The 18,723-nt window shown below is 32.7% G+C and carries 14 protein-coding genes; 5 read left to right on the top strand and 9 right to left on the bottom strand.

What is annotated here, in order from left to right; genetic code table 11:
* Positions 1–43: 43 nt before the first annotated feature.
* The 3 genes from ACULLG_RS10325 to ACULLG_RS10335 all read right to left on the bottom strand — a co-directional run bounded on the left by ACULLG_RS10325 (position 44) and on the right by ACULLG_RS10335 (position 4,632).
* Positions 44–1,282 (bottom strand): glycosyltransferase family 4 protein, encoded by a 1,239-nt coding sequence (locus ACULLG_RS10325; RefSeq protein ID WP_452126712.1) that lies wholly within the window; start codon positions 1,280–1,282, stop codon positions 44–46.
* Complete coding sequence (locus ACULLG_RS10330; protein ID WP_452126713.1) at positions 1,279–3,111, bottom strand: heparinase II/III domain-containing protein; 1,833 nt, start codon at positions 3,109–3,111, stop codon at positions 1,279–1,281. Before ACULLG_RS10330 ends, ACULLG_RS10325 begins: the two co-directional genes overlap by 4 nt.
* A 339-nt stretch (positions 3,112–3,450) precedes the next feature.
* Complete coding sequence (locus tag ACULLG_RS10335; RefSeq protein WP_452126714.1) at positions 3,451–4,632, bottom strand: glycosyltransferase; 1,182 nt, start codon at positions 4,630–4,632, stop codon at positions 3,451–3,453.
* Between the two features lie 346 nt (positions 4,633–4,978).
* On the opposite strand from ACULLG_RS10335, the gene ACULLG_RS10340 reads away from it, so the two are divergent.
* From ACULLG_RS10340 to ACULLG_RS10355, 4 genes are read left to right on the top strand one after another with little or no spacing between them, the layout of a single operon-like run.
* Positions 4,979–6,166 (top strand): O-antigen ligase family protein, encoded by a 1,188-nt coding sequence (locus ACULLG_RS10340; RefSeq protein ID WP_452126715.1) that lies wholly within the window; start codon positions 4,979–4,981, stop codon positions 6,164–6,166.
* Positions 6,163–7,314, top strand: a complete 1,152-nt coding sequence (locus ACULLG_RS10345) for a glycosyltransferase family 4 protein (RefSeq protein WP_452126716.1) — start codon at positions 6,163–6,165, stop codon at positions 7,312–7,314. Before ACULLG_RS10340 ends, ACULLG_RS10345 begins: the two co-directional genes overlap by 4 nt.
* The gene (locus ACULLG_RS10350) at positions 7,311–8,756 is read left to right on the top strand and encodes a lipopolysaccharide biosynthesis protein (RefSeq protein ID WP_452126717.1); all 1,446 of its coding nucleotides are present in this window, start codon (positions 7,311–7,313) and stop codon (positions 8,754–8,756) included. Before ACULLG_RS10345 ends, ACULLG_RS10350 begins: the two co-directional genes overlap by 4 nt.
* Positions 8,753–9,874, top strand: coding sequence for a polysaccharide pyruvyl transferase family protein (locus tag ACULLG_RS10355; RefSeq protein ID WP_452126718.1), 1,122 nt, complete (start codon positions 8,753–8,755; stop codon positions 9,872–9,874). The genes ACULLG_RS10350 and ACULLG_RS10355 overlap by 4 nt, the downstream gene beginning before the upstream one ends.
* A gap of 159 nt (positions 9,875–10,033) precedes the next feature.
* On the opposite strand, the gene ACULLG_RS10360 is transcribed toward ACULLG_RS10355, so the two are convergent.
* From ACULLG_RS10360 to ACULLG_RS10375, 4 genes are all read right to left on the bottom strand, one after another.
* Positions 10,034–11,056: a glycosyltransferase family 2 protein gene (locus ACULLG_RS10360; protein WP_452126719.1), complete on the bottom strand. Its 1,023-nt coding sequence runs from the start codon at positions 11,054–11,056 to the stop codon at positions 10,034–10,036.
* Positions 11,057–11,093: 37 nt separating this feature from the next.
* Positions 11,094–11,357 (bottom strand): UDP binding domain-containing protein, encoded by a 264-nt coding sequence (locus tag ACULLG_RS10365; protein WP_452127966.1) that lies wholly within the window; start codon positions 11,355–11,357, stop codon positions 11,094–11,096.
* Positions 11,358–11,418: 61 nt separating this feature from the next.
* On the bottom strand, positions 11,419–12,285 hold the full coding sequence (locus ACULLG_RS10370; RefSeq protein WP_452126720.1) for a hypothetical protein: 867 nt from the start codon (positions 12,283–12,285) through the stop codon (positions 11,419–11,421).
* 4 nt (positions 12,286–12,289) lie between these two features.
* Positions 12,290–13,738, bottom strand: coding sequence for an MBOAT family O-acyltransferase (locus tag ACULLG_RS10375; protein ID WP_452126721.1), 1,449 nt, complete (start codon positions 13,736–13,738; stop codon positions 12,290–12,292).
* Positions 13,739–14,418: 680 nt separating this feature from the next.
* On the opposite strand from ACULLG_RS10375, the gene ACULLG_RS10380 reads away from it, so the two are divergent.
* Positions 14,419–15,873: a heparin lyase I family protein gene (locus ACULLG_RS10380; RefSeq protein ID WP_452126722.1), complete on the top strand. Its 1,455-nt coding sequence runs from the start codon at positions 14,419–14,421 to the stop codon at positions 15,871–15,873.
* 270 nt (positions 15,874–16,143) lie between these two features.
* On the opposite strand, the gene ACULLG_RS10385 is transcribed toward ACULLG_RS10380, so the two are convergent.
* Both ACULLG_RS10385 and ACULLG_RS10390 read right to left on the bottom strand, forming a co-directional pair.
* Positions 16,144–17,424, bottom strand: a complete 1,281-nt coding sequence (locus ACULLG_RS10385) for a nucleotide sugar dehydrogenase (RefSeq protein WP_452126723.1) — start codon at positions 17,422–17,424, stop codon at positions 16,144–16,146.
* A gap of 111 nt (positions 17,425–17,535) precedes the next feature.
* Positions 17,536–18,546, bottom strand: coding sequence for an SDR family oxidoreductase (locus ACULLG_RS10390; RefSeq protein WP_452126724.1), 1,011 nt, complete (start codon positions 18,544–18,546; stop codon positions 17,536–17,538).
* Positions 18,547–18,723: the final 177 nt, after the last annotated feature.

The following is an 18,723-nucleotide window of genomic DNA, read 5'->3' on the forward strand; positions in this document are numbered from 1 at the left end:
CAAAGAGTTTATTTTTATGAGTTCTTTTTAAACGCTATATACATTATTTACGAGCTACTTTTTCAATTTCATTCAAATATTTGAGTGCCAATTTATTTCTGTCAAAATGTTCTTTCGCATGATTATACCCGTTTGAACCTTGTTCGATCATATTGTGGTCTCCTCTTAAGTAACCCCGTATTTTTTCTGCTATATCATCTGCATTTTCCGGTTCAGCAAAAACACCACATTGAGCCTCCTCTATTAGCTTTCTGGAAACACCATCAATTGCTAAAAGAATAGGTTTTTTGCAAGACATATAATCAAATGTTTTGTTTGAATAAATTGTTTTGAAAGTATCAACCTTCTTTAATACCGCAGTGCCTAAATCAGAAGCGAGTATATATTTGAAGGCTGTTTCTTTGTCTACAAAACCAACAAATCGAACATTGCTTAAGTTTCGTTTTTTAACTTCCTCAATCAACATTTTTTTTGTGGGGCCATCTCCGATAAGTTGTATGAGAACATTGGTGTCGGTAAGCTTTTCTGCTACATCAATTAGTTGGATTAAATGGTTGGCAATGCCATGTGCACCTATGTAGGTAATTACGAAATTATCATCAATTCCTTCTTCCTTTCTGAATGTGTCAGAAACAAAATTTTCCGCAACTTTTTCTGCCAAGCCGAAATCTGCGGCATTGGGAATATAAATGATTTTCTCCTTTGGGACACCCTTCTTTATGAGAGCTTCTTTAAAGGCAGGGGTGAGAACATTGATGAGTTTTGAATTCCGATATATGAAAGCTTCAAATTTATATGATAACTTTATCAGAGTTGAATTACTTATTACACCTGTATCAATAGCTGATTCCGGCCATAAATCCCGTACTTCAAAAATTAGCGGTATTCTTTTTAACTTCGATAATATATAAGCAGTAATTCCTACAAAAAGGGGGGGGGAAGTGACAACAAGTGCATCATATTTGCCTTTCACCAAAAATAAACCTGCCCAAATGCTTGAAAAAACGAAAGAGAAATAGGCCCACAGCCTTCCCAAAAAACTTACATCATATTGATCTGATACATGGCATCTATAAACATCGATATTTTTTTCAAAATCCTTTTCCAAATAAAAGTATTTTCCTTTATATCTAGAATCCAATTCCATCGCTGTATGTAGCATTCCGGCGATTACTGATACTTCATGCCCTTTCTCTGCCCAAATTTTGGTCATTTCATTAAATCGGATACCGCCACCCTGATTTTTCCCAACAAAATATTGATGTACTAATAATATTTTCATTTTGAATTAATTTCAATGATTGTTTCAAAACCAGTTTCTGAAATATAGATATGCCTAATTGAAGGTTCTTTTTCACCATAATAGTTAGAACACCATTTTTCTTCGATTATTGGATCGAGAAGATTTCCATCACGGTCTTTGCAGATAATATCAATTTGTCCATAAGTTCTCGGATTGAAATGCCAATAAAGTTGAGCTGATAAATTATCAGCATTTTGAATTGAATCTACAATATTCCATTGATTCTGCCCCTTCTTCTTACTTATTGACCTTTTATGAACGATTTTATTTCCAAGTTCGGGAAAACCTTGAAATTGACCGTTAAAAACATATGACTTAGTGGTTTCTGAGAGACTCGCTTTTGCTTTTTTGGTCCAATAGTTCCAAATAAACCTACTTCCTTTTAGCATTTGCTCCTTACCATCCAAGGACACTGTATTATGTGCTTTACATCCTACGAAAAAATCACCACATTCTTCCGTAGTATTGTATTTATAGGATCCCGTATCCCAAATATAGTTTGCACCATCCAGCCAGATATCCACATGTAAATTGTCCGCATCTCCCGGTCTGTCTTTGTATTGTGCACATTTAACAAAGGTCTTGGTTGAACCATCATTAATTACAAAATTACCACCCAAAGGAAAGGCGGCCAATTTGTTGTTCTCTTTGGTAATTATTTTTGAATTATTTACTCCATACCATTGTTGACTTTCATCTTGTTTTGAAACTTCATTAAAGAGTACAGCACTTAAATCATTCAATTGTGATGTATATACACGGTAATCATCATTGGTCAGCTTGAAAAAAAGTGCACCATCATTGGCCCCGTAATTAGGAAGTTTTCCACTTTGCTCGTCTTGACATTGTCTTAAAAAGTATAATGATTTTTCAGCCCTTTTATATACAATGGAATTGAACGGGTCTTCATGAATTTCTGCAAGTTTTATTCCCCAAGTAAGTAATTGAATGGCAACTCGGTGATAGTTCATGGAAAACTGCAGAAAAGTTCCATCTTCATAAATCTGATAGGCAATCTCTTCCTCGAACCAAATTTTACCTTTTTTCGACCATTTTTTAGTATCCGGTAAAAATGGAAACAACAAACCACTTAAATATAGTGTAAGTGTTTCAGTCAGGGCATGGTTATTTCTTACTGCAATTCTGGAGAAATTAATGTTATTGTAGACATGATGTAATTGCCAATAGATGGCATTCATAATAGAATTAAACCTTTTCTCAGTTAATGCAGCTGAATTTCTATAATAGTAGAGTGCAAATGTCCAATTGAGAATCCTTAAACTTATTTCCTGACTACACCTGTAGTTGGGCCCCAAGTTTATTGGGTTATGAACCAAAAAGGATTCAATCTCGTTGAACACTATTTCGGAACAGTCTTTGTCAAAATGATAATCATAACGAATAATATCGTACAAGAAAGAAAATCTCGCTTTCTCCCATACAAACTTTATATCTCCAGCTTCTTTTGATAGGTCTACTATTTTAGACCAGTGTTTCAAATCATATTGATATCCTGTCTCTGGATTTGTAATCCAATCGAAATCTTTTCCTAATGATAGTTTTGTTTTACTGAAAAAAGTATAGATGCTGTTTTGAATATCATCATATGTTTCCTGAAGTTTGGAATACTTATTCTTGGTGATTTTCAATGATTCTTTTGATTCAAAGAAAAACTTTGGGGCATTCTTTCTCCATTCTTCCAATGTTAAAGAACAATTAATTGGTCTAGGTTGAGAAGGGAATCTTAATTTTAAAAGTCCCATTTTTCTTCGGACTTCATAAAATAAACGGTATAGGGTATATCGCATACCCATATTTTGAACAATATTTAGGAGTGTAAGAATTTTCAAAGTATAGAAAATAACTTTAGAAGGTTTGTTGTTTGGTTTGACACAATTAGGGGCAAACTTAATTCGGAAATAATTAATAATTTTATAAATCAGATAATAACTTCAAAAATCTAGATGAATAGATGCGTTTGAATATCCAAACGATTGTTTAGACTTATTAGTGTAATTACAATAATATCTTCGAGAGAATCTATTTAAAATAAATATTTCTGAATTTTATACTGTCCTATTTTTAGGGAAGGCTACGTTATAATGGTACCCATTTCTCTAAAAGGTGGATGAAAAAATAAGATCAATTCAATTCTTAGAGAGAAGTACGGCATTTATCAATTTTGCTTGGTATTCGGCATTATATTTTTCTCGAATTATTTTTTTGCAATTATCTTTCATTAATTCTTCTGATGTATCTCTATGTTCCTCAATCCATTGTTTGGTTTTTAAAGCCAAATCGGAAATGGAATTTCTTTTGAAAAGAAAACCATTAACGCCTGGAATGATAGCTTCATATTCCGGCATTTGAAAATTGAAATCATCATGCGAAAGTACAGGGATTCCATTCCCTAATGCCGACATTGCGGTTAAGCCCACTTCTCCTGGAGACACGCAGAGACTACTTATACCGAACAGGTTTTCAAGTTCTTCTTCCTTAAAACAAGCTCCATAAAAATGGCAATAATCGTTAAGGTTTAGGCTTTGAGTTAGGTTTTCCAGATCTTTTCGCGCTTCTCCATCTCCCACAAATAGCACATTGATTTTAAAATTTTCTTCAACGAGAAGATGAGTAGCATGAAGGATTTGGTCCAGTTTTTTGACATATTTAAGGCGGCCAACAAATATGATGATGGGTAAATCAGGATATTTAAATAGTTGCCGTTTAAATTGTGTTCGTTTATCAAAACTTATTTCATTTTTACTGACCAAGTTGTCAATGGTTCCTGTTGAGTTGTATATGACATGTAACTTTTTTTCTGGAAATCCATTTTTGGTCATTACTGCCTTGGCTTTATGACCATATAAAAGAACTCCATCACTCAGGCCATAAAAAGTTTTCCTAAGCGTCCATTTCCAATCTTTTTTTTTGGTTATCACACCATGAGTCCACATATATACCTTTTTACCTGTAAGTCTAAGATAAAAAGTTGCTACCCATGTAGAAATGTAGTATGCATTGGCCAAGAAAATAACGCTATCAAACTTTTCTTTTCGTAAAAGTCTCAATAATCCAGATTGCCAAAGTATGGCTTCTTTATATACCCATCTGTTTTTTACAAATTTCCATTTGAGACCTCCATCTAATACATCTTTATTTGCCAAATCAGGGTTTATTTTTTTAATATCGTTACTGGAAATAGGATCTGAAACGAGAGTGTAATTGAAGTTAGGCGATTTTAGCAATTCTCGAATTACGGGTAACCTATAATGGGCAAAATATGGATATATTATTGCGACTTTTTTGGTAGGTTTATTCAAATGGTTCATGTTTTAGAATAGTTATTTGGAAGATTAAGGTTTTTTTGAGTTTCTTATCATAAAAATTGATGATAATAATATTCAGACTAAGTAACATTGTAAAATTATATTTTATTTAAAGGGATAGGGTAAAAGATGATTTATAATCGTTTAAACTGTAAAAATTTAGGTGTATTGAAGTTTAATGTTGATTTCTTAAAATCATTTTCTGGACAAATTACTCGCATGTAGTTTCAAACTTGAATGGTTGAATTAAATTTTATTCGATAAAACTTGTTTTTAATCTATTAATTCAGTTTTCCACTTAATTTTTAATTTAATTTGTTCCCTGATGCTAAATGCTCAGAAATAAATTATGATAAGGACTTTAAATATTATCAATGATTTCTGTTTAATTTTACTGGTATTTTCCGTAACTTTTGAGAAATGGGATCCTTTTCAATTAGTCGGCACAGTTTCGGTCACCTATATCACAACTATATTCTATTTGGCCAGCTGGGTACCCTTGATTGGCAGGAATTTTCACTTTGCACCCTTAAAGAGATTTATAATTCCTCTGTTATTATTAATTGTAGTTGGGTTTATTTGTTCAGCTATAAATTCAGAATATGTAACTGACATAAAATATGCTTACAATTATAGAACACTTCTTTTAATAGTGTTAGTAACTTTTATTGCTGCTCATCTAAATTGTAAGCCAAGACTTTCACCTATAGTTTTAAACACCTATATAGCTAGTATGCTATTGGTTTTTTTATTGATTTCATTTGGCAATGGCGTCACCCATCATAATGGTAGATTATTGTTGTTTGGAGAGAATCCTAATATTATGGGAGCAAAGGCTTCCATAGCTTTCTTAATTGCAATTTCTCAGTTATTAAATAAGTTTTCAATAAAAAGATTCATAATAATAACGGCCATTTGTATTCCCTTCGTTAGCATAGTAGCTACGTCTGGTTCTCGTGGAGCTTTGATATCTATGTTTTTGGGTCTTGCCGTGCTACTCTATTTTAGAAAGACGGGAGTTCTCCAGAAATGGGCATTGCTTATTTTTGCACTTTTTGCCTCTAGTATGCTGATAACTTATATGTTGGAAACAAACCCTATGATGGCAGAACGCATGTTAGAAACAGTGGAAAAGGGTGACACAGGAAGAAATGTATTATGGGATGCTGCATTTAACATAATTCAGGATAATATTATCATTGGTTCTGGGTTTGAAGGAGTCAGGCCCAGAATGTTTGCTTATTCAGGGATCAATTTGAATCCTCATAACATTTTTCTCTATATCTTCATTGCTTGTGGTCTTCCTGGAATAATTTTATTTATGATTTTTCTAGTACGGCTAATCAAATTACTACTGCTCTATTTTAAAAAGTCTGGAGATTCTTTAAATCTTGTAATATTCGTCATTGTCATCTTTAATATGTCTAAGCAGGGAGGAAGTATAGGAAAAATTTTATTCTGGTTCTTTTTTGCCGTGTTAATTGGTTCTACCGTCCATATAATATCAAAGGTTAAACAAGAAAAAATAGCGCAATGAAAATACTGGTAGTATCTGATAATTATCCATCTTTAGAAAATCCAGCAAGGGGTACCTTTGTCTATAATTTGATACAACAGTTTTGTAAGTTGGGACATGAGGTAAGTGTAATATCCCCAAAAGGTTTTTTATCCAATGGAGCCAAAAAGGTTGAATCCTATGGCGAAGAGAACTGTACGGTTTATCGTCCAATATCATTTTCTTTTTCTAACCGCAATATATTAGGATTCAACACCTATTTGTTAGGCCAAAAGTCAGCAGTAAAAGCGGTAAAAAAAGTTGTTAAATCGCATAATTTGATATTTGATGTTATCTACTCTCATTTCCTTTCTAACGCCATAGTGGCTCATAGAGCTTTAGGAAAATTTAAGAAACCTATATTCGCTGCCATTGGAGAATATGACAATCTAAATGTGCGAAGAAATTATTACAGCGCTTATACATATAAAAAGTATCTAGATAATATTTCAGGATTTATCGCGGTATCTCCTCAAATAAAGGAAAGGCTTGTTGAACACGGAGCAGACAAAAGAAAAATTATTGTTGAACCCAATGCCGTGGATTTAGAGTTATTTTATCCAAGAAAAAAAGAGGAAATGAGGATAAAGTATGGTCTCCCTCTGGATAAGAAACTAGTTATATTTGTTGGTCGTTTTCTGGAAAATAAGGGGCCGCTTAGAGTTTTAAGGGCAGTTGAGGGTAATCAAGAATTAGGAGCTATTTTTGTTGGCGGAGGTCCACAAGAAGTTGAAGGAAAGGCTGTTGTTTTTAATAAAAAAGTAACTAGAGAGGTAGTTCCCGAACTATTATCAGCGGCAGACCTTTTTGTATTACCGACATTGCATGAGGGGTCTTGCAATGCTATTGTAGAAGCTATGGCCTGTGGTTTGCCAATTGTTTCATCTGATATACCCGAAATTAAATTTCAATGTGATTCGAGTTTTTCAATTTTGGTGGACCCGTTGGATGTCAACCAAATTAAACAGGGTATAAATACTATTTTAAATGATGAAATAAAAATGGCTAATATGTCAAAGAGCGCATTGGATTACTCTAAAGATTTTGACATTAGTAAACGAGCTCAAAGAATACTTAATTTTTTGGAATTAAAGGTAGATAATTCGGTAGGTAACGATTCTTTTGCATGAGCAGTTTAAAAAGAAAGACACTTCATGGGCTTTTTTGGTCTTTTATTCAACGTTTTAGTGGGGAATTAATAAATTTTATTACAAAAATAATCCTTGCTAGACTTTTACTTCCTAGCGATTTTGGAATAATTGCAATGATATTGGTATTCATTGCAATAGGTGAATTTCTTGTAGACGGTGGAATGACTACTTCTTTGATAAGACTTAAAGAACCATCACATAAGGACTATTCTACTGTTTTTTTTTCAAATATTACTGTCAGCACGTTAGTTTACGCCATTATTTTTTTTATCGCACCTTTTGTTGCAAAATTTTATGAAAAAGAACTTTTAACTACGGTTTTAAGAGTTTTGGCTCTATCAGTAGTTATAAAATCTTTTGTTGTTGTTCATATGGCTAAACTTACAAAAGAGCTAGATTTTAAAACACAAATGAAAGTGCGTTTTCCATCTAATGTTATATCAGGAGCCATTGGAATTTACCTAGCATTAGAAGGTTTTGGGGTTTGGAGTTTAGTATGGATGAATCTAACACAGGCAATGGTTGTCGTTCTTTTAGGCTGGATACTGATTAAATGGAGGCCATCTTTATTATTCAACAGAAAACTTTTTCATTTTCATTTTAATTTTGGTTATAAAATGACTCTTTCTGGCTTAATAGATACAGTTTATAATAATTTGTATAACATAGCCATTGGTAAATATTTTTCACCAGCAACTGTTGGCTATTATTCTCAAGCTGATAATTTGAGGCTTTTTCCAGTTAAACAATTATCATCTGTAATCTCAAATGTCACCTTTCCTGTTTTTTCCTCGATTACGAATGATAAAGCTTTAAAAAATGCTTACAAAAGAACTATGAAGCTAGTTTTGTTTACTACAATCCCAATGATGTCTTGTTTAATATTAATCGCCGAACCATTAATAATACTTGTTTTTGGAGAAAAGTGGATTCCTTCAGTTCTGTATTTTCAAATCCTAAGTTTAGCATCTATTTTTAGGCCTATTAGTTCGTTTAATTTAAATATTTTAAAGGTAAAAAGTAGGAGTGACCTTTTTCTAAAGCTCGAGGTCATTAAAAAAGTGATTGGATTAATAGTCTTTATAATCGCATTTCAATTCGGTATTTTGGTTTTAATTTGGTCCTTTTCAATTACCGCAATAATGCTAACTTTTATCAATGGGTTTTATTCTGGGAAATTAATTGATTATAAGTTGCAAGAACAATTAGCTGATTTTTTTAAACCACTTTTACTTGGTGTTTTTTCATTTCTAGCGATTTATTGGATTAACTTATTCCCTTTTTTCCAAGATTTGAATAAAACTTATACTATTATAACAATATCATTCATATACTTTTCAGTATATCTAGGTATAAGCTATATTTTCAATAGAAGTGTTATTTTTGATTTAATAGGATTAATTACAAAAAAGGAATTATGAGAGTGTTTAGATCTGATATTTTATTCAGTGGTTATTATGGTCAAAATAATACCGGAGATGATTCTTTTGTAGAGGTTTGCAGCTGGGCATCCAAAAAATATTTTCAGACGGATAATTATAGGTTTTTATCAACAGAAAAAAATTTGCCTAATACCTTAGTACCCTCAAGAGGATTCCCTTTTAGTTTTCGTAAAACTTATGGAATGCAAATGAGAGTGCTCCTAGAAAAATCAAAGAATATAATTTTTGCTGGGGGTTCTACTTTCGAAAAAGTAGGTACATCTGGAATAAAGAATAGAATCACAGATCTTAAAACTGCGAATAGGAACTTGAGGATAGGGGCAATAGGGGTTTCAATAGGACCCTTTAAATCTATCAAAGATGAAAGAGAGGTATTAAACCTAATTAACAATATGGATTTTATTGCGACTAGGGATAAAAACTCTTTTAATTACCTAAATTCTTCTAATGTTGATATTGAATTAATTGAATCCTTTGATTTAGCTGCTTTGTTACCAAAAGTTTATAATTCTGATTTAAAATTACAGCAACCTAGCTCAGATAAAATTATTGGTGTAAGCATATGTAATTATGAGTCCTATATTAATGGAAATATCGTTAAAGAAAAGCATAGAAATAAATTCATGATTGAGTTGCTTTCTAGTTTGTCAAAAAAATCAAATTTTAAAATAAGATTTTTCATTTTTAATGGGAATAGTCAAATAGGTGATAAGAAAATTACAGAAGAAGTAATTATGAAATCCCAGGTTACAAATTATGAGATAATTCCATATAATAAAGAAACTTTTTCCACTTGGAGATTGATTAAAGATTGTAGTGTAATGATTTCAACAAGACTTCACGCGTCAATATTTGCATGTTTTGCAAATATTCCTTTCTTTCTAGTTGAATATCATAGAAAATGTACTGATTTTCTAAATGATGTAGGTCAGTCATCTAATTACAGAATTGGTGATGGTGAAGTTGATCCAAAAGATTTGGCAGACTCTATAGTTGAAATTTTAAATAATGATTCTTTTTATATTTTTCCAAAAAATATAGTGGCCGTTAAAAATAAATCGGAATTAAATTTTACTGCGGTGGATATTAATATATGAACCTATTTAAACTTTTTCGGTTTTCTTTTTTATGAGTTTTTTGATTGCTATCACTAAGAAAACTAAATAGTTGAACGCTTTCCAGCTTGATATCGAATGTAAGTACCCCTAAATCAGCTACGATTTAGTGGTACTTACAGAAATTCCTTTTTATTCTTCTTATGTATTTTGATTTAAGAAAGTTTTATTCTTTTTTAGTTTATTATAAAACAAATTAAGAGTTGCTATTTTTTCAAATATTTTTACTGGAGTCAATTTTGCTACTCTTAGCAATAGTTTTTTATTATTTATTTTAGGATAGTATCGTGAGATTAAGTTTTTGATTTCCCTTCTTAATACATAATCAGAATCTATAGTTTTATTGTAATTAATCCTTGAGTAATGCGTTAAGAGTTTTTTAAGGAAATGCTCGTAAGCAATAATTTTCAACTCTGCACCTTCTTTCTCTTCAATTTTTTTAACCAAATATTCGCTAGCTTTTATGGATTCAAAATGGTTTTTCGTATAAATTCCTCTTGACACACCATTGAAGTTTGGTCTATAATTGTAAAATGGCTGTTTAATATAAATGGTATCAACGTTATTCTGAAAGATACTTAAACTGTAATAAACATCCTCTGCTACCTTATTTTCATTGAAAGTAATGTTGGAAAGAATAGTTTTTTTATAAATTCTTGGCCAAACTGCAAAGCGTCCGTTTTTTATAATTCTACTTAAAGTTTCTTCCCTATTCTCTTTATACAGTTTTTTTGTGGTTTTTACTTTTGTTAAATCTGAAGGAACAGCTGTTTTATTGTCAAATGAAGAAAAATCATATTCTACAATGTCCACTTTATTTCTTAAAAAAATACTGACTATTATTTCAAAAAAATTGCTCGAATTAATCCAATCATCGCTATCAACAAAACATATAAAATCACCAGTAGCGGTTTTAAGCCCAACATTTCGAGCACTACTCTGACCTCCATTCATCTTATGCACCACAATTACCCTGCTATCGTTCTTTTTGAATTCATCGCAAATTTGTGGGCTATTGTCTTGAGAACCGTCATTGATCAATATAAGTTCTATATTGGTATAAGATTGACAAAGAATACTTTCAATGCAATTTTTTAAATAGTCTTGAACGTTATAAACAGGAACTATTACACTAATTAGAGGGCTATTTTTTTGTTTTATCATTTTTTTAATCCACTAAATCTATATCTACCAATCTTTTCTAGTCGTAAGAAATTGCATTTTCTTTTTTGAGGCTTTCAAAATCTAGGTTAGTAAATTTATCATGGCTAACTCCAAAAACAGTTGTGTCAATTTTTTCTTTAAAAACGTCATTAATAATTTCTACGTTAAATTCATGAACTACTTCATTTGCATTAGTCCAAGGGTTGTATATAATTATATTGGTACTGTGGTTGTTTAATGCGTTAACTAAGTCAATAACTTTAGCATTTCTAACATCTGGACAATTGTCTTTAAAGGTAATTCCTAAATTTTGTTTGGAATTCCCTAATTAAATGAAGCCCTGTTATTAATTACTCCATAATTTATGGAATGATGTAATTTTTAATGAACTTTGTAAACTTTATTGCTCCTTGTTTGTTTAAATGCGAACCTCCTAACCAATCTTCATTTGGATTAAGAACGGTGTCAATATCCGAACCATTAAAATTATATAGCTTTACTTTTTTATCCAGTTGGTAATCCATCTCATATGGGCCAATAGAGTTATTATTTCTAGTTTTTCTAAAGCCTGGCATTTCAACCAATATAAATTCAATTTTATTTTGATTACAAAGCTGGGCTATCTGTTTAATGAGATTTGAATTCTGATATTTTGCAAATGGTACATTACCTATTATCACTTTATTTTGGGTTTTGTCGGGTACTGTCCGGGAAATACGCAATTGCCCCTGTACTAGTTCGGCATTCCTATGATCTGCACTTATGATTTTTTTTATTAACTCTTTGAAGATCCATTTAAATTTTAATACGGGTAAATCAGTTAATTTATAGTTGTACCCTGGTTTTGTAAACTCTACCATAGGATGAATCTTATTTTTTTTAAAAGAATTCTCTCTGTATGAGCCAATACCAAGTACTACACGTTTAGGACTTGTTTGAGCTATTTCTAGATACTCCAAAAGTTGAATGTAATTGGTGTTTAAACTAGCCCCTCCTATTGCTAGGTTATACGTATTATCAGGATTATTAGAAAACAATCTACAGTCGATACCATCCATGGCAAGACTATTTCCAAGTATAATATTTTCATAGGTTGGTTTATTTAAATTTAGAGACTCAACCCTCTTATAAAAATTCCAATCTAGATTTTGGATGATAACTAAGTATAATATGTTTATCAATAGAAATGAAAATAAAAATAGGCTAATTTTAAAGATAAATTTGCGCATACATTTAAAATTGGAAATAAATAAAATCTTGTTCAGAACCACTACATAATAAGGTTAGCGTAAAAAGAATAGAATAAAATGACCATCTAATGAAAGGTGGCCAATTAAAGCCAAGTTTCTCCATGGGATGTTTCCATTCTCGTCCTATCCATTCAATAAAAATAAACCCAAGTATAAGTAAAATGACTAGTGTAAAATTAAAGTTATTATTGATAATTGGTGCTTCAAAAAAATTTGGCGAAAAAATGCCTGAAATATAACTTAAAGCATGTTCAATAGTATTTGCTCTGAAAAATATCCAGGCAAAAACGGTTAAACTAAATGTTATAAGCATTAGTGAAAAGTCCTTAAAATTTGGAAAAAAATTGCCTTTTGCCACAATATCTAAGTTGGCTCTATTCTTGTTGGAAAGTAATAGCGGTAAAAAATAAATAGCGTTTAATGCCCCCCAAACAATAAAAGTCCAGTTAGCTCCATGCCAAAACCCGCTAACAAGGAAAATTATAAAAGTATTTCTTACTTTCATTCGAGTACTGCCACGACTACCACCTAATGGAATATATAGATAGTCTCTAAACCAAGTCGAAAGCGAAATATGCCATCGCCTCCAAAATTCAGCGATGTCTCTTGAGAAATATGGAAAAGCAAAATTTTGCATTAAATTAAAGCCAAATAATCGAGAAGTACCTATAGCTATATCTGAATAGCCAGAGAAGTCACCATAAATTTGGAAAGTGAAGAATAGTGCTCCTAAAACAAGAGTGCTGCCATTCATGTCTGCTGAATTATTGAAAATCTGGTTGGCAAATTCAGCACAATTGTCAGCAATAACCATTTTTTTGAACAACCCCCAAAGTATTTGACGCATACCATCAACTGCTTTCGAATAGTCAAAAATTCGTTTTTTATAGAATTGGGGTAGTAAATTTGTAGCCCTTTCAATTGGCCCTGCAACTAGTTGTGGGAAGAAACTAACAAAAGCAGAAAAGGCAATAAAGTCCTTAGTTGGTTCAAGTTTCTTTTTGAAGACGTCAATAGTATAACTTAATGTTTGAAATGTATAGAAACTGATACCAACAGGGAGAATAATATTCAATGAATTTGCATTTATTTCTTTCCCAAAAAATGAAAATACAGCTGTAAAATTCTCAAGAAAGAAATTGTAGTATTTGAAGAAACCTAAAAATCCAAGGTTGACCAAAATACTTATCCATAATAAAGCTTTTCTTTTAAGCTGATTTTCTTCTTTTCTTAGTTTTTGCCCAATAGTGAAGTCAACAATGGTACTAAATAAAATTAGTGACAAAAATCGCCAATCCCACCAACCGTAAAATAAGTAGCTTGCTGCTACGATAAGTACATTTTGGAGTTTTAAATTTTTATTTGCAATCAACCAATAAAGTGAGAATACTATAGGTAAAAAAATTGCAAAATCTATTGAATTAAAAAGCATTGATTAAGAATTAGTTTAAAAAGTAAAAGTTTGTGTTCTTTTTAGGTTGGGTGAACTTTTTAAATCAATAAAATTGTAAACTTATTTGTTTAAAGATTTTTAAGGACTAAAATATAACCGTATTTGTTGTATTCAAAACAGAATAGTTCAATTACATATTAAATCGGCGTGGGTTTCATTAGCTAATTATTTCATTTAGATTAATCTTAGGTGCAAAGAAGATTAATGGTCTTTATTTTAAATGAGTAAACAACTTAATATTCCGTTTAAAAAGATAAAGATGTAGTCTAAAGATTGAATAATTTAGAAAAGGTATTCGATTTAAGGATTATGAACAGTTAATCAATAAAGGTTTAAAATACTAAACATCTGATTTTATAGGTGTCAAAATCTTTTGGCTGCTGAGATACTTACCATCACAGATTTTCTAAGGAAGAGAGTTTTTTATTTACTAATACTTTTAGTTAATTCTCTCTACGAATGCTATCTGTTTGTTAAAATAAAATGTATTTCATCGAATAAAAAAAACGATGAAATCCAAAAACATGCTTGGTTGCGTAAGTGAATACGGTTTCAAATGGGTATTTCATCGAAAAACTGATGCCATTTGCCGATAATTATTGAAAACACAATATTTTTATAATCCAAATTGTTCATCTAAACTTAATTTACTTAGCCCCATGAAATTGTATATCCAAAATCCTACGGCATTGTTGTTTCTTATATGTAGCGTTGTATCACTAATTTCTTGCAGTAAAGATTCAGATTTATTTAACGAATATGTCCTCTCAGACCCTGAAACAGACCCTATAGAAAATTCCGATGGTGTTGGACCTGATGGAGAAGGGGGAAGTGGGACATCTAACAAAGCTGGTGATAATGTGCTAATAAACAGCACATTTGACACTCAAGATAATTGGGTTCTGCTCAATGGTAGCACAATAAACAATGGTGTTCTATCAATGGTTGGCAATGACATTTCTTCTGCAGAATTCAGGAACCTATTGAATAGTCAGTACTATCAAACACGAAGATTTAGAATTACCTTTTCAGCTAGACAAACAGCTGGGTCTAATCCATTTGTGGTGGCGCAAAAGTTTAGTCGGGTTTTTGAGCAAGTGCTAACAAGTGAATTTGAAACCTATACAACAGAATTTGACGGTAATTTTGGGGAATCTGACAATTATATATGGTTTAAAGGCAGTGGAGAGAACGACCAATTTGAGATTGACAATTTCACAATGGAAATTATCGGTGACACATCTAACCCCAATGTTCCGGGAAAACCCGCACAGATTACCTTTTTTACAGACTTTGAATTTTCAACCTATGGGTATGACCAATGGGGAACAAGTGGAGTTCCAGAAGATGAGCTGAATCAATGGGAAATTGACCATGGTACTCCCAGAGACACTAGACATTCTGATTCGCCTTTAACATCTGGCCGTGACGGCACCGGTGAAGCGGTTTGGCTAGGTAATTACAATAATAACGATACTCGTAATGAGATGGTAAAAGACGTAGCCCTACCATTTGGCGAATTTTGGTACGGATTTTCCTTCTACGTTCAAAATCGTATGAACGATAATAGAATTATGATGCAAGCAAGAAACCTTGCGCCAGGAGGTAGTAGTACTGTAAACGCTATAGCTTTAAGACAAGCTGAAGATTCAGATAAAATATATTTCAGTGTTGCTACAAATGTAAATTTTGTAGATCAGACAAGAGATAACTTAGGCTATTGGAACGGTGCAGGGACAAACACGCAACAAGTATTTGCTGATTACAATTATAGAGGATGGAATGATGTTGTTATTCATTTTAAAGGCGGTTTTGGCGCGAATTACACAGGGCCAGATACTTCTAGTTTGTTAGATGATTTTGGTTATGACCCTAGAAGTGATGGGTTTATCGAAATATGGGTTAACGGTGAAAAGATAATTGATCATGTAGGAACTACGCTTTACAGATATGAAAAGCGAGGAGGAGAGATTCGTAATGGACTCTCACCGACAATTGGCACTTATTGGGGCGGCCCTGCAAATTTACCAACTGGTGGAGATGTATATTACGACAACTATGCGATTTGGGTGGGGCCAAACGGAACATATGAAAATGTTGACCCGGGTAGATAAGTAAGTAATATTTGAGTATAAAAACTATAAAAATCCCAGCGGATTCGTTGGGATTTTATTTGTTCATTTTTAAAAGGATCAAGATACTACCCCTTTTTGGTGTAGTAAAAATAGTAAGGTTTGTACGTATTGAAAGTCTGTTAATTGTTGTATAAGCTTTAATAATGGGTTTGGTATAATAAGCCAGTTCCAATTTGGCATCTACCACTTTTTGTTGTCACCTACCCCTCTTAACAAGTCTGTTGTTATTTATTCCTTGATTACCATTTGTCATAATCTAGCATCCACAGGTTCATTTAAGATGCCTTTTACGTCATAGAGTACACCATTGGCATTAAGCATTTTCCTAAGACCCATTTTAAGGAATTCCTTATGGGCAACAGTCAATACAATAGCATCATATTTATCACTTGGCTCCGTTTTGGTAGTGTCCATACCATATTCATGTTTTACTTCGGATGGAGAGGCCCATGGGTCAAATATGGTAACCTCTGTACCATAACTTTTTAGATTGGTAATGACGTCTACGGCCTTAGTATTACGGACATCGGGGCAGTTTTCCTTAAAGGTAATCCCTAATACCAGTATTTTGGATCCCTTGACCTTAATATCATTTTGCACCATTAATTTAACCACTTCCGAAGCTACATATTTACCCATACCATCGTTCATGCGTCTTCCTGTGAGAATTATTTCGGGATGGTACCCAAATTCTTGTGCCTTTTGCGCCAAATAATAAGGGTCCACACCTATGCAATGACCCCCTACCAGTCCTGGTTTAAAGGGAAGAAAATTCCATTTGGTACCAGCAGCTTCCAGAACGGCGTGGGTGTCAATTCCCATTAAATTAAAAATTTTGGCCAGTTCATTGACAAAGGCAATATTGATATCCCGTTGGGAATTTTCAATCACTTTGGCTGCCTCCGCTACTTTGATGGATGGGGCTAAATGGGTTCCCGCTGTAATTACGGAAGCATATAAATCGTTCACTTGCTGACCTATTTCAGGAGTAGATCCCGAAGTAACCTTTAATATTTTTTCTACAGTATGTTCCTTATCTCCCGGGTTGATTCGTTCAGGAGAATATCCCACAAAAAAATCTTCGTTGAACTTTAAGCCGCTGATTTTTTCAAGAACTGGCACACATTCCTCTTCGGTAACCCCAGGATAAACAGTAGATTCATATATGACAATGTCGCCTTTTTTTAATACTTTACCCACAGTTTCACTGGATTTATACAAAGGTGTTAAAATGGGTCTGTTGGTGCTATCCACCGGCGTAGGAACCGTAACGATATAGACGTTGCAATCCTTTATATTTCCTAGATTATCAGTACAAAATAATCCCGTTTTAATATGTGGGCTTTCTTGTATTACCGCTTGCAAAACATTATCCTCTACCTCAAGTGTTCTATCTTTTCCTGATTGAAGTTCAGATACCCGACCTGCATCAATGTCAAATCCTATCACAGGGTATTTGACTGCGAATAACCTTGCAAGTGGTAAACCTACATAGCCCAAGCCGATAATGGCGATTTTTATATCATTCATAATTTTGTTGTTTAACTTTCTTGCCAAATAGGAAGTATTCAATTCCCAGAATTATGGAGTACGACATTTTATTGGTTGTAACCATCAAAATGCTGTAATCTTATAGAGGTTTTATAGTTGTTTTACTTTTAAGTTTTTCCAATACCAATCCACTGCCTCTTTAAGACCTTTCGTGATATCGTATCTTGGTGAATAGCCTAAGAGTGTTTTTGCCTTTTCAACAGAAGCTAAGGAATGAGGTACATCACCTTGACGGTTAGGACCATAGTTTACTTCAATAGTTTCAATACCACTGTCGTAATCGCCCAGATATTTTTTTAATAAATTTACCAATTCGTTTAAGGTTGTTCTTTCCCCATAAGCTACATTATATATTGTGTTTACCGCATCTTTATCATTAGCAAGTAGGGCTCTTATATTCATTTCTATTACATTATCGATGTAGGTGAAATCGCGTGAATACGACCCATCCCCATTGATTGTAGGGGATTGATGTTTCATTAATTGTATTACAAATTTTGGAATAACCGCTGCATAAGCTCCATTTGGATCTTGTTTTCTACCAAAGACATTAAAGTAGCGCAGTCCTATGGTTTCAATATCGTATGTTTTGGCAAAGATTTCAGCATACAATTCATTGACATATTTTGTGATGGCATAAGGTGAAAGAGGTTTGCCAATTACTTCTTCTATCTTGGGCATAGTCGCAGAATCACCATAGGTGGATGAACTTGCTGCATAGACAAAACGTTTTACCTTGGCATCGCGGACAGCAACCAACATATTGAGAAAACCTGAAACATTAACATTGTTACTGGTAATAGGATCCTTTATCGACCTTGGAACGGAACCCAAAGCAGCTTGATGTAATACGTAATCTACATTTTTGCAGGCTAATTGGCAATCTTCCAACTTACGAATATCTCCTTCGATGAATGTAAACTTTTCATTCAAAAAAAATTCACTTATGTTTTCTTTTTTTCCAGTGGAAAAATTGTCCAAACAAATTACAGTATTGCCGTTGTTAAGTAAGGATTCGCAAAGGTTAGAACCTATAAAGCCAGCTCCTCCCGTAACCAAAACCTTATATTTAGGGTTAAAATTTAATGATGAAATATCCATTTTTGTTTATGTAGAGTAAGTTGCAAAGATGCAATTTTATGATTTTTAAGTTATGTAAATTCGCTGGATGGCGCATTAAATAAGATGAAGTTAATTGTATAAAAGAAATTTAATGATTTCCGTTACATATTTGCGCCAATTATTTCCTTAGTTTTTTCCATCCCATAAAAGGATTTG

This window comes from Flagellimonas sp. 2504JD1-5 (assembly GCF_053618295.1).